The sequence below is a fragment of the Enterococcus sp. DIV0240d genome, from assembly GCF_051711245.1.
Taxonomy (GTDB): Bacteria; Bacillota; Bacilli; order Lactobacillales; family Enterococcaceae; genus Enterococcus_D; species Enterococcus_D casseliflavus.
In genome coordinates this window covers 3,130,375-3,143,039 of sequence record NZ_JBIOMG010000001.1, presented here as the reverse complement: position 1 = coordinate 3,143,039, position 12,665 = coordinate 3,130,375, and the positions used below count along the sequence as shown (strand labels likewise).

14 protein-coding genes are annotated in these 12,665 nt (G+C 42.3%); 12 read left to right on the top strand and 2 right to left on the bottom strand.

The genetic code is table 11. From position 1 onward, the window contains the following. The first annotated feature begins 135 nt into the window (after positions 1-135). Positions 136-804: a CPBP family intramembrane glutamic endopeptidase gene (locus IGJ25_RS15130; protein ID WP_010749955.1), complete on the top strand. Its 669-nt coding sequence runs from the start codon at positions 136-138 to the stop codon at positions 802-804. 47 nt (positions 805-851) lie between these two features. Here the strand turns inward: IGJ25_RS15130 and IGJ25_RS15125 are convergent, their stop codons facing one another. Continuing rightward, positions 852-1,643: a helix-turn-helix domain-containing protein gene (locus tag IGJ25_RS15125; protein ID WP_010749954.1), complete on the bottom strand. Its 792-nt coding sequence runs from the start codon at positions 1,641-1,643 to the stop codon at positions 852-854. 235 nt (positions 1,644-1,878) lie between these two features. Between IGJ25_RS15125 and IGJ25_RS15120 the strand changes: the two genes are divergently transcribed. The 3 genes from IGJ25_RS15120 to IGJ25_RS15110 all read left to right on the top strand — a co-directional run bounded on the left by IGJ25_RS15120 (position 1,879) and on the right by IGJ25_RS15110 (position 4,667). Further along, positions 1,879-2,892 (top strand): acyltransferase family protein, encoded by a 1,014-nt coding sequence (locus IGJ25_RS15120; RefSeq protein ID WP_010749953.1) that lies wholly within the window; start codon positions 1,879-1,881, stop codon positions 2,890-2,892. Between the two features lie 178 nt (positions 2,893-3,070). Then, the gene (locus IGJ25_RS15115; protein ID WP_081116047.1) at positions 3,071-4,135 is read left to right on the top strand and encodes a DUF1002 domain-containing protein; all 1,065 of its coding nucleotides are present in this window, start codon (positions 3,071-3,073) and stop codon (positions 4,133-4,135) included. 160 nt (positions 4,136-4,295) lie between these two features. Beyond that, complete coding sequence (locus IGJ25_RS15110; RefSeq protein WP_010749951.1) at positions 4,296-4,667, top strand: YccF domain-containing protein; 372 nt, start codon at positions 4,296-4,298, stop codon at positions 4,665-4,667. A 245-nt stretch (positions 4,668-4,912) separates the two neighbouring features. Here the strand turns inward: IGJ25_RS15110 and IGJ25_RS15105 are convergent, their stop codons facing one another. Next, positions 4,913-5,764, bottom strand: a complete 852-nt coding sequence (locus IGJ25_RS15105) for a MurR/RpiR family transcriptional regulator (RefSeq protein ID WP_005228428.1) — start codon at positions 5,762-5,764, stop codon at positions 4,913-4,915. Between the two features lie 152 nt (positions 5,765-5,916). On the opposite strand from IGJ25_RS15105, the gene gnd reads away from it, so the two are divergent. From gnd to IGJ25_RS15065, 8 genes are all read left to right on the top strand, one after another. Then, positions 5,917-6,816, top strand: a complete 900-nt coding sequence (gene gnd, locus IGJ25_RS15100) for a phosphogluconate dehydrogenase (NAD(+)-dependent, decarboxylating) (RefSeq protein WP_005228429.1) — start codon at positions 5,917-5,919, stop codon at positions 6,814-6,816. A gap of 11 nt (positions 6,817-6,827) precedes the next feature. After that, complete coding sequence (locus tag IGJ25_RS15095) at positions 6,828-7,829, top strand: D-isomer specific 2-hydroxyacid dehydrogenase family protein (RefSeq protein ID WP_010749950.1); 1,002 nt, start codon at positions 6,828-6,830, stop codon at positions 7,827-7,829. A 15-nt stretch (positions 7,830-7,844) separates the two neighbouring features. Next, positions 7,845-8,948 (top strand): iron-containing alcohol dehydrogenase family protein, encoded by a 1,104-nt coding sequence (locus IGJ25_RS15090; RefSeq protein WP_005228431.1) that lies wholly within the window; start codon positions 7,845-7,847, stop codon positions 8,946-8,948. Between the two features lie 11 nt (positions 8,949-8,959). Next, positions 8,960-9,793, top strand: coding sequence for a PTS mannose/fructose/sorbose/N-acetylgalactosamine transporter subunit IIC (locus IGJ25_RS15085; protein ID WP_005228432.1), 834 nt, complete (start codon positions 8,960-8,962; stop codon positions 9,791-9,793). A gap of 19 nt (positions 9,794-9,812) precedes the next feature. Beyond that, the gene (locus IGJ25_RS15080; RefSeq protein WP_010749949.1) at positions 9,813-10,670 is read left to right on the top strand and encodes a PTS system mannose/fructose/sorbose family transporter subunit IID; all 858 of its coding nucleotides are present in this window, start codon (positions 9,813-9,815) and stop codon (positions 10,668-10,670) included. Between the two features lie 18 nt (positions 10,671-10,688). Further along, positions 10,689-11,195, top strand: a complete 507-nt coding sequence (locus IGJ25_RS15075; protein WP_010749948.1) for a PTS system mannose/fructose/N-acetylgalactosamine-transporter subunit IIB — start codon at positions 10,689-10,691, stop codon at positions 11,193-11,195. 102 nt (positions 11,196-11,297) lie between these two features. Continuing rightward, on the top strand, positions 11,298-12,173 hold the full coding sequence (locus tag IGJ25_RS15070; RefSeq protein WP_010749947.1) for a hypothetical protein: 876 nt from the start codon (positions 11,298-11,300) through the stop codon (positions 12,171-12,173). Positions 12,174-12,197: 24 nt separating this feature from the next. Continuing rightward, positions 12,198-12,653, top strand: coding sequence for a PTS sugar transporter subunit IIA (locus tag IGJ25_RS15065; protein WP_010749946.1), 456 nt, complete (start codon positions 12,198-12,200; stop codon positions 12,651-12,653). Positions 12,654-12,665 lie beyond the last annotated feature (12 nt).

Sequence of the window (12,665 nt, the reverse complement as noted above, 5' to 3'; positions counted from 1 at the left end):
AACTCAGTATCATTAGAAACAAGCCGATAGCGGCTAAGCAGTTTCTGGATATATGGGGAACCAAGTGATGGGCTGTGTCATGGTTTGTCGTAACCCAATCCTGCAAAATGCAATGAGCAAACGATGGAGGAGAGCATGAAAGCAGTAAAGAACTTATTTATTTTGATTGGCTTATTCTTACTAAGTCAAGTAGGGATGACCGTATTCAGTGTGGTAAAAATCTATTATTTGGAAGCCGGAGAACCGAGGATTCCTGCGATGATGAGCTATGGGTTGATTGCCTTGCTTTTGGCAAACATTGGCCTACTGATGTATTTGGCTCGGAAGCTAGGACTTGCCACCTTTGACTTTGGCTGGTCAACGAAGCGCAACTGGCTATGGATCATCGGTGGTTTTGTTTTAGGTCGAGTCGTTGCTGTTGGTGGTACCATGTATCTGCAGTATATATCGGATCAAGAGGCGACCGCGAATGATGCATTGTTAGGGGAACTGTTTACAGGCGAAAATCCGCTTTTGATCTTCCTATTGATCGCTGTGGCGGCGCCAATCATGGAAGAAATCGTTTTCCGTGGTGGGTTTATCGGCCTTTTATTCAAGAAATACCCGATAGTCGGGATCATTTCAAGTGTAGCCGTTTTTAGTATCATCCATTCCGTCACCAATCTGGTCGAGTTTTTGATTTATGGTGCTATGGGACTGATAATGGCGTTGATTTATGTAAAAACTAAGCGTCTAGAAACAGCCATCGCCATGCATTTTCTCAATAACGCCTTGGCGGCGATCGCAATGATCTTGCTAGGATAAGAAAGTCAGCAAAAACCACCAAATCAAAACGATTCGGTGGTTTTTGTTTACTCTGGCAGCTGTCCTTGTTCAAAGGGCAATTGCGCCAGTTCTTCTGCAGTAAAGAGGAGGTCGCCTTCATCTTCGATAGAAAATGCGACACCAGCTGCTGATTTTTGATAGACGCGCGCTTTATTCATATTACGAAGATAAAGATCCTTGCCTGCATTTAATTCTGGTGCAGCTAAATTGTCTTCGCGATTACTGCGAATGACGATTTTGCTTGTTTGCGTGCCAAAATGAAAACCGCGATGACCAAAAGCCGTTAATTGACTGGCATTTTCGCTGCTGTATTCTTTATAACCCGACAGACGGCCCGTTTTTACCAGCGGCCGATCGATCGTATAAGTGATCAAGTATTCCGTATCTTCAGGCAGCTGAATCACTTGTCCGGTTTCCTGATTCGTTATCTCAGTGGCAGGCAAGTGGTACTTTTTAATAGAAGTGATCGCTAGGTCTTCTTTTGTGAAAAAGACTGGATCGATCCAAAATCCTGCCAGCAAAATCGTACTTAAGCTAATACTGAGAACAGTCAAAAGGGCGATCAATACGAGGCCAATTCGTTTGCGGTGGGTGGTCAGATTGAGTTCTTGGACCATCTGTTTGTCTTCTTTTAATAAATAGTCCAAGGTCAATTCAAAATAGTTGCTCAGCTTGACTACTTGATCTAGATCAGGATAGCTCTTGCCGTTTTCCCATTTTGAAATCAGTTGCCGAGTGACAAAAAATTCCTGCGCCAATTGTTCTTGCGTGAGATTTCGTTTGGTGCGTTCTTCTTTAATAATTTTCCCAATATCCATGTGTCTGTTTTGCCTCCATCATTCTTCTTATATATTATAGCAAACTCTTTTCTATGCGAACGAGGATCTATGAAATTAACGATGCAACAAAGGGTAACATCCTTTATTTATCAATGTTTCTACTTGTTGCACTGTCTTTCTATTCTGGAAGCTTTCAGTGCTGGTCATAAAAAGAAAGGGCCAGTAAAGTGAAGGATGTTTGATCAAATTTGACAGAGAAAGGAGAAACGATTGAATGAAGACAAAACAACCTATGGTTCCAATTGGCTACATCCAATTCATCGCTTCCTTACTGGTGATTCTCGTTCACTGTGGTCGACTGGCAGAAAACAACGGGCTTCATTTTTTGTTAAAGAGTCTCTTATGTCGTTTGGCAGTTCCTTTTTTTCTGCTGCTGAATGGCTATTTTTTTCAAAAGAGTACCTGTTCATGGCAGCAATGGTGCAAACGACAACTCAAGCTTTACTTGCGTTGGTCGATCGTGTATCTTCCCTTAGGCTGGTTTTATTTAGGGCAGCAAAATCTTGCTGATTCATTACGGGTCATCGGTTTGGCTACTGGCTTTTTTACAGTAGGGGTCTGGTACCATCTTTGGTATTTTCCAGCGTTGCTCTTTGGCATGTGGTTAGTACGAAAAACTCGCTTTCTTGGCTATCGGCGGCAGTTTTTACTGGCGATCAGTTTGTATGTGATTGGCTGTCTTGAAACGTACAGCAGTTATTTAAGTGGACCTTTATTGGTATGCTATCAAAGCTATCGGACACTATTTTTTACAACGAGAAACGGACTCTTTTATGGGTTTTTATTTTTACTGTGTGGGGTTTGTTTAAGAGAACACCAAAAACACCCTTTTTTTACGAAGCATCTTGGCAGAAAACTCGCGGTCTCTCTTTGCTTATTAGGCATTGAAGGTCGACTGGTGTATCTCAATCAGGGGGACGATAAGAATTTCATGCTGTTTTTTGTGCCGACGACTCTTTTTTTCCTTGCTTGGCTGATCAAGCAGCAACCCCCAAAGCGGACTTGGCAAGCAAAACAAGCAGCTGAGGCTAGTCGATTGATCTTTCTGAGTCACCCGCTGTTTCTAGAAACCGGGAAGGTCTTTTTTTCACTCGCAGGGTTTCCGTTGTTCTTTTATACGATAGCATTAACGGGAGCCTTTCTTGGTTTGAGGAAAGTGGGCAGCCGTTTGAAATCCTATACTGTTGGTTTTGCTAAAAAAACAGTTGATGAAAAGAAAAGCGTCTAAAGTATTGCTGTACCAAGGATAATACCAAATTACGCCTTTTTTAAATAGCAGTAGAGTTCTAAGTTTTTCTTCATTTCAGACCCTAGACGTAGGCTTTGCAAGAAAACCTATAGTACAATTACAGCAGTAAGAGGGAAAAAATCCCTGAAAAAGAGATCAACACTTGGAGGATATAGTGATGAAAAAACAGACTCGAAAACCAGCGATGATTTTAGCGACTCTCTTGGTATCTAGCCAAGTTTTATTAGCAGCACCACAAGTTTTTGCTGACGAAACCAATTCAACGACCAGCAGTTCCACTGCAACGAGCAATTCTACCGCAACGACAGCCACTACCGATAGTCAAACAAGTACTTCTGACAGCAGTTCAGATCGTTTGCAAGTCAATGCCGTGGCGATCGGAAATGCCTTGACGAAAGCACAAGAAGACTACACACTTGAACGTCTGGGCATTCAAGGCGAAACACCGATTTATACGACAAACGGTGCTGACTTGATGAAATACATTCCCGATGGTGGCTTTACCGCAGATTGGGCGGTCTATAGCTCGGTCAGAATGCAGACGCTAGAAAGCGGGGCAGGAATCACTGTCGATATCGCGACACCAGATAACATTACCCGCATCACCGCAGCCCAGTATCAAAATGCGGCGCTGACGGCAGGGATCACTGATGCGAAGTTAACGGTTGCTTCTGCTGTACCGATCGACGGTTCCGGTGCGTTAGCTGGGGTTTACAAAATCGTTGAAGAATCAGGCGGCGTCATCAATCAGAATCGAGTAGCTGTAGCTCAAGATGAGATGGATGTGCTTTCTACGATCACCGAAGAGAACAAAGACAAAGAAGGCTATTCCGATGAAGCTTTGAATGCTGCGCAAGAACAAGCGAAAACCGATTTGGCTGCTCAAACCGCAGATGGTACGGAATTGACTCAAGCAGACATTCAAGAGACAGTAGAAAAAGCCTTGAAGGACAACGGACTTGAAGGAATCGTTACGGAAAATCAAATTTCTGAATTGACCTCTTTAATGAGCGACATGCGAGACAACAATATCTTCGATGACTTCATCAAAGAATTGGATCTGTCAGAAGCTCGCAAGCAAATCGAAGAAACCTCTAAGGGCCTTTGGGAAAATATCAAGAGCTTCTTTAGCGGCATCTGGTCTTCGATCACCGGTGTCTTCGGCAATGACTCAAATGAATCAAATAACAGCAGCGAATCAACCGTTGATTCTGGACAATAAGCATTTTACAAAATAACGTATTTCGCTTGTATTAAGAAAAAAGAGAAGCGCGCAGGGGAAGGTGCAGGGACGCTAGTGCACATCTGAGTGCTAACGATGTCCTCTGCTTTCTTTGCTAAAACAGGAGCAGTCTTTATTAAAAAAGAAGGAGGGTAATCAGATGAATTTTTTAGGCAACGTGATTTGGTTTGTCTTTGGCGGTTTAATCGGTGCGATCTCATGGTTTTTGGCTGGGTGTTTATGGTGTATCACCATCATCGGCATTCCCATTGGTCTGCAATGTTTTAAGTTTGCGACTTTGTCATTAGCACCATTTGGGAAAGACATCGTTTACCGTGGCGGTGGCGTGTCCGTGATTCTCAATATTTTATGGTTGATTTTTTCTGGTATACCACTGGCTTTAGGACATTTAGCTAGCGCAGTCATTCTAGCCATCACGATCATCGGCATTCCATTTGCGGCGCAATCATTGAAAATGGCGCGCTTAGCGTTGATGCCCTTTGGAGCAGAGATTGTGTCTAGTCGTTATTGATTTACCTAAAAAAAGATAGTCTTAAAAAACCACATTACAGAGCGGATAGCTTTGTGATGTGGTTTTTTTGCGAGAGTAAGGGACAAGATTTTTGGCAGGCTCAGCGCATTTGAGATTCAGAACTGAAAAAGTTGATAAGAAACCAAAGAAGAGTACAGAAAAAAGCACAAGTTTTTTTGCATATCAACTGTGATTCACAAAAGAATTAGCGAAACGCAGAAAAATCTAAGTTTTTTCTTCCCTTCTCAGGGTTCTTTGATTTTTGAAATGGAGCGCCGAATTTTGGCAATCGATTGTTGTGCTTTGTCTCGATTAATAAACATTAAGATGACATAGAGGGAATCCATGATGCTCAGTTGAGCGATTCTGGATGCCAATGCCTCTGAGCGAAACTCAGTTTCTTCGGAAATAGAGATGAAAACCACGTCGCCGAGTTTGGCTAAAGGGGAAGCAGCATGGCTAGTAATGACGATAATTTTGGCACCATTGTTTTTGGCAACTTGAGCTAGTTCAATGGTTTCTCTTGATTTTCCAGTATGAGAGATAAAAATGCCGCAATCATCTGGCGTCAACAATGAAGCCTCCATCAGTTGGATGTGATAATCACTGCTGTGAAAAACAGTGATCGGCGAGCGCAAAAATTTGTGATAGGCATCGGTTGCCACGATCTCTGAACCACCAACGCCGAAGAAAAAAAGTCGTTTAGATTGATTGATCATTGCAGCAGCAAGCTTTAAATCTTCTTCTTTCAAAAGATTTTTGGTATCAGTCAATGTGGTCATATTGGAATCAAATACTTTTTGAGCCATAGTCAATTCATTATCAGACTTCTGGATATTTTCATGGATCGAAATGGCAGAAAAATCATTTTCCTGCATCAGCATTGCCATTTTGAAGTCTTTAAATCCGTTGTAACCGAGTTTTTTTGTGAATTGAAAAAAGGTCGAATCAGCGATGCCTAATTCATTGGATAAATCACTGATTGAACTGTGGCTGACTTTACTAGGATTTTCCAAAATGTAGTCGGCAATCGCTTGTTCTTTGAGACTTAAGTCTTTATAAAGCGTTTTTATTTGCAGGCGAATCGAAACAGTCAAAGACGGTTACCTCCTTTATATGAACATTATTATCTTTGTATTGTTACGTTACCTCTTTTAAAGAAAAAAAGCAAATAAAAATTATTTTTATTTTTTATATTTACAAAAAAATATTTTTTTGTATAATGAAAGTATGAAATGGAGGCGCTGTTATGGAGATAGGAATTATCGGACTTGGAAAAATGGGATTGAACTTGGCCCTCAATTTAAAAGATCAAGGTTATCAAGTAAAAGGGCTGGATCTTTCGATACATGCGCAGAAAACAGCGCAAGAAGCTGGAATTACACTCTATCAAACGCTAGCTGATTTGACGAATTCTTTTAGCGGCCGACGGGTTTTATGGTTGATGCTTCCTGCGGGAACTGTGACTGAGGGGATTCTTGAAGAACTATGGCCCCTTGTATCAGCGAAAGACATCGTGATTGAAGGCGGAAATTCTAATTACAAAGATTCGATTCGCCGAGCAGCCTGGTTTAAAGAAAAAGAGGTGCATTACTTTGATTGTGGGACTTCTGGTGGGGTTTCCGGAGCTAGAAAAGATGCATGTTTGATGATTGGCGGGAATGAAATCGCTTTTTCAGAGGTGGAATCTTTGTTTGCAGATGTGGCTGTTTTAGGAGGCTACCTTTATGCAGGGGAATCAGGAAGCGGTCATTTTCTAAAGATGGTCCATAACGGTATCGAATACGGAATGATGCAAGCCATTGGTGAAGGCTTTCAATTGATTGAACAAAGTGCCTATGACTTTGATTTGGCTTCCGTCGCAGAGGTATGGAATCATGGATCGGTTATTCGCAGCTGGCTGATGGAAATCGCAGCGGCCCAATTTAATGAGAGCCCTAAGTTGGAGGAATATCGCGGGGTTGTTGCAGCTTCTGGTGAAGCTAGGTGGACAGTGGAAACGGCTTTGGAGATGAATGTTGCTGTACCGACGATCGCTATGAGTTTGTTTATGAGAAATTTGTCCCAAGAAGAAGACAGTTTCTCAGCAAAAGTCGTCTCTGCGCTAAGGAATGGTTTTGGTGGTCACGAGATTGTTGCAAAAGAATAAGGAGGAAGAATATGGAACAGTTTAAGATCGCTATAGTGAATTCCAGCAGCTTTGGAAAAATCTTTCCGCAACATATCGAGCGGTTGAAAGCAATCGGAACTGTCAGTCATTTCACGTTCGATAGCGAAATCAATGGGAAAGAATTGGCAGAAAAGCTTAAGGGATACAACATCATTATAGCAAGTGTTACCCCATTTTTTACCAAAGAGTTTTTTGAGTATAAAGATGAATTGCTACTGATCACACGCCACGGGATCGGCTATAACAATATTGATTTAGAAGCAGCGAAGGACCACCAAACGATTGTTTCGATCATTCCAGCTTTGGTCGAGCGAGATGCAGTAGCAGAAAATAATGTGACCAATCTATTGGCGCTTCTGCGCTGTACAGTTGAATCGAATACAAAAGTCCGCGAAGATCAATGGGAAAAACGAGCGAACTTTGTCGGACGGGCTTTATTTAACAAGACGGTAGGGGTGATCGGTGTCGGCAATACTGGAAGTTGTGTAGTAGAAATATTGAGAAATGGTTTCCGCTGCGAGGTTTTGGCATACGATCCATATAAGTCCGCTTTGCATATTCAAAGCTATGGCGGAAAAAAAGTCGAGCTAGACGAGCTGCTAGCAAAATCAGATATTATTTGTCTATGTGCTAACTTGACGGAGGAAAATTATCATATGATTTCCTTTGAAGAAATTTCAAAAATGAAAGATCAAGTATATCTCTCCAATAGTGCCCGTGGCGCACTTTTGAATGAAGAGGCAATTGTAAGCGGATTAAAAAGTGGGAAAATCGCTGGTCTTGCCACCGATGTCTTAGAGGAAGAGCCTGGTCATAAAGATCATCCGTATTTAGCTTTTGAAAATGTAGTTATGACACCGCATACATCGGCTTATACTATGGAATGCTTAGAAGAGATGGGAAACAAATGTGTAACGGATATTGAACGAATCGTTAAGGGGCTGCTGCCAGACCGTGCTGTTCAAGCGGAAAGTCGGTTTTTGGCTGTATAAAGGAGAGTGAAACTCGTGCTAACGGATTTAAAAGTAAAGGTTGGACCGCAAGTTTATCGTTACCATGAAGGCGCGATCGACTATGTGCCGGAAGTATTAAAAGAGTACAAAGTAAAACGACTGCTGCTCGTACATGGAACGGTTTCATGGGAAAAAGCAAAACCAAAATTACTCTTTTTAGAAGATGCGCATTTGGAAATTTTTTATCATCGCTACACGGGAGAATGCAGCTATTATGGCGCTGGGCTGATTGCTGATCTTGTTGAAGAACTGGCGATCGATTTTATTCTGGGGGTTGGCGGCGGGAAGTTAGCCGACTTAGTGGGATATGCAGCACATGTAGTCAATCGACCCTTTGGACTGATCCCAACATTGGCCAGTAATTGTGCACCATGGACACCCTTGTCTGTCATGTATAAAGAGTCGGGAGAATCTGAAGGAAAGTCGGAACACTATTTAAGACAGGCTGCTTTTTTGATTACCGATCCGACGTTAGTGATCGATGCACCAGTCTCCTACTTCATCGCCGGTTTAGCAGATACGTTGGCAAAGTGGATTGAATCGGAAGCAATCTTAGCCCAACCACATTTGAAAAATGAGCCCTTCTTGCAAATGGCAGGCTATACAGCAAAATTATGCGAAACAGCTATTTTGACACAATCGAAACAAGCGATTGAAGATATGAAGCGGCAGGAAGTGACAGACGCCTTTTGTCACTTGTCGGAGATCGTTATTGCAGTTGCTGGAATGGTAGGCGGGCTAGGCGATAAATATGCCCGCAATGCAGCGGCGCATGCGATGCATGATGCCATCAGTAAATATCTGCCTGAAAGTCATCGTTTTCTTCACGGGGAAAAGGTTGCCTATGGGATGTTTTATCAATTAGCCCTTGAAGAAAAATGGACGGTCATCGATCAGTTGATCCCCTTTTATCAAGAATTGCACTTACCAATGAGTTTACATCAAATGGGTATTTTTCCTGAAGATGCACAAGTCATCGATCAGTTGGTGCAGTTCATAGATTCGAAAGAAAAAGTACACTTGATTCCAGTCTTAATCACCAAAGAACGCTTGAAAGAAGCTGTTCTTGATTTAGAAAACTATTTGAAAGAAGTTTAGGAGGAGGAAAAATGGATACATTAAGTGTTACACAAAGTTTACTGATTGCGCTATGGGTTGCAGCAGTCATGTCTCGTTGGCTCGGCGGAGGCGCCACACTGACTTTACGTTTTTCACCATTGATGACGGGATTAGTTGTCGGACTGGTGATGGGAAATGTGGCTCAAGCCATGATCGTTACTGCCGCTTTACAAATGATTTACATGGGGGTATTTTCTCCTGGCGGATCCATGCCAGCGGAACCTTCAATTGCTGCGGCGATTGCCGTACCGGTAGCTTTGCTAGGAAATCTGCAACCAGAAGCAGCGATTGCTGTTGCCGTTCCTGTTGGGTTGCTAGGGAGTTATTTGTATCAGTTCCGTTTCTTTATCAATACCTTCTTAGGAAAGTATACGGATAAAGCAGTAGAAGATCTTAATGCCAAGGCCATGACGCGTTCAATTATTTTATACCCAACGCTGGCTTCATTTATTTTATTTGTTCCGCTGGTATTTATTGCACTTTATTTAGGCGCTCCGCTGATTGCTGATGTCATCAATGCTCTTGAGGGGACAGTCGTTATTCATATTTTAGAAGTAGTCGGCGGCGGATTGGCAGCGATCGGGATTGCAACTACCGTCTATGTGATCGGTCGAAAAGATTATATGGTCTTTTTCTTCTTGGCCTATTTCATGAGTGTAGTTTTCAGTTCGCTGGAAATTACCATGGTCACCTATGCGATTTTTGGCATTTTGATCGCGTTGATTTTTGTTCAGTCACAAAAAGGAAAATTGGTCCCAGCCCCAGAAACGAATACAGCATCACCATCCTTTGATGATGACGATGACTATGATGACGGGTTCTAATCGATAAGGAGGAGCAGTAATGACCGAAACAATTCAAAAAGCGCAAGGCGCACCAGAAGAAATCACGAAGAAAGATGTCACAAAAGCATACCTAAGATGGCATTTCGCCAATGAGATCCCGCATTCATTTGAACGGTATTTATCACCCTCGCTTTTATACGCCATGATGCCGATTTTGCGCAAACTTTACAAAGACGATGAGGCACTGAAAGCTGCCTACAAACGCCAACTGCTGTTTTTCAATACCCAACTGAGTTGGGGGGGCGGAGTCATCACTGGATTAATGTCTTCGATGGAACAGCAGCGAGCCGAAGAAGAGTATGAGAAAAAAGAAATTTTGATGCAAGATGATTTGATGTACAACACGAAAGCTGGTTTGATGGGTGCTTTAGCAGGAATCGGGGATGCCATCGACTCAGGAACCGTTCAATATATCTTTATTGCGATTGCTGTTCCTTGGGCACAGCAAGGAAGTCCACTAGGTGCGTTGTTCCCATTCATTTGCTTTGCACTGTATCAAGTTTCTCTAGGAATGTTTTTCGCCTGTCAAGCATTTTCGATGGGGCGCAATGCAACTGGTTTGATGCAGAGTACAGGCGTCCAAACCGCAATTGAAACACTGTCGGTTCTCGGTTTGTTTATGATGGGGGTTCTGGCTGGAAACTATGTCAAAGTCAGTTCTTCGCTACAGTTTGATATTTCTGGACGAGAATTTATTATCCAAGATATCCTTGATCAGATTGTACCAGGGATTTTGCCGTTAGCAGTTGTAATGGGCATCTACTGGTTCTATACAAAGAAAGGATTAAAAGTCACGCAAGCATTACTATGGCTGACCTTGATTCTGATTATTTTAGCCGGTGTCGGTATTTTATAAGAAAAGGAAGTGGAAAAAATGGGTGTAGTAAATTTAGCACGAGTAGATGAACGATTGATCCATGGGCAGGTCATGATGACCTTGTCACAAAAAAGCGGAGTCAACTCGATTTTTGTAGTGGATGAGGTAGTAGCTAAGGATAAGTTCATGCGGGAATTATACAAAAATGCCGGTAGCCGCACAGGGCAAAAAACGATCGTCGTTACACCAGAAAAAGCCAAATTTTACTGGGATGAATACAACTTCAAAGATTACAACTGTATTTTGATCGCTAAAACCATCAGTGTGATGTACGACTTAGTCAAACACGGCGTGCCAATGAAAGAATTGAACATAGGCGGTATCGCCCAAAAAGATCCCGAGAAAGATCTCTTGGTAACAAAATCTGTTTATTTAAATCAAGCTGATGCGCAAAAACTCAAAGAAATGAACGAAGCGTACGGTGTGGAATCAATCTATTTTCAAGCAACACCTTCTGCACCGAAATCAACCCTTAAAGATGTGTTGAAGCAGTTCAATTTGTAATCATTGAGCGCGTTCGTCATCTGTTGAAGAGGAAGGCGGAGGATCTTATAAAAATAGAGTTCCTCCTTCCTTGTGAGTAATTTGTGAATAGGAGAATTCACCATGAATCAAACAGAAACATTTCGTGATTGGCTTTTTCGTTATCGGTATGTCTACCGATCGCGTTCCACGGATAAAAGCAAACAAAGATTTTTGAAGGCACTCATCGCAGATATCATCCCGTTTCGCAAAGATCTTCAGGTGATCGAGTATGATCACACGAAAAAAAACGCCTCACGCAATTTGTATGTTGGCGATCTGACCAAAGCAAAACGGATCATCTGCACATATTATGATACACCGCCACAGCATTTCGGCGATTACCATTTTTTTGATCGGCAGGAGCAAGGCCGTAAAACAAATCAATTTATTCTGACTGCTTCAGCAGTGATGATTCTTTTAGGGCTGTTGGGAACTTGGCTTTATATCCACTTTGCTTCAGGGAGATTTCCCTTGCTGTCTTGGCAAACAGCACTTTTTGCTTCAGGGGTCGGTATTTATTTTCTGCTATTAAATCGCGTAAGCCGCGGGGCAGGATTTCAGCAAAATCTAACCCGCAATACCTCCTCTATCTTAGCGCTGCTGTCCTTGATCAGTCAAAACAGTCAAACAGCGACGGCCTTCGCATTTCTTGATGAAGGAAGTTACGGAGAACGCGGGTTGGAAGTGTTACGTGATTCAGTAAGGCCGAATGCGAAGATTTATTATTTAGATTCTATTGGTGCCGATGCTCCGATTCGAGCTATCGGCAAGCAATTCAATGAAGGGCAACTGCAGCAGTTGGCGATCGAACACAGTAGTGAAGCAATAGGCAGTATTAACTATTTATTTTGTGCAGAAAAGCAGCAGGATCAGACGTATGTGCTGCCTAGAAAACAATTAAAGCAAAAAGAGCTGAATCTGAGGAATATGCAAAAAGTTCTTGCGTTATTTGGTTAGGAAGCTAAAAAGGAGGAATAACATTTGTTAGGAATCGTATTGGCAACTCACGGACAGCTGAGTACTGGTTTTAAAGATGCTGCAGAGGTGATCATGGGCAGTGTCGAAAATATTGCGGTCGTTAATTTGAACCACGGAGAGGATATTCAACTTCTGGGAAACAAAATCCATGAAGCGATTCATGAAACAGATCAAGGGGACGGTGTCTTGGTGTTTGCTGATCTATTGAGTGCGAGTCCCTACAATCAGTCGGTTGTAACGATCAATCAATTAGAAGAACCACTTCAGGAAAAGACGTATGTGATCGGCGGAGTGAATCTACCGATGGTATTAGAAGCAATCAATCATCAATTTTTGGCGACACCGATTGAACAGGCGGTGGCAGCAGTGATCCAGCAAGGAGAAAACAGTGTAGCGCTTTGGCACAATTCTTCAGCAGATGATAGTAGCGAAGAAACTGATGAGGACGATGATTTTTAAAAACGAAAGGAT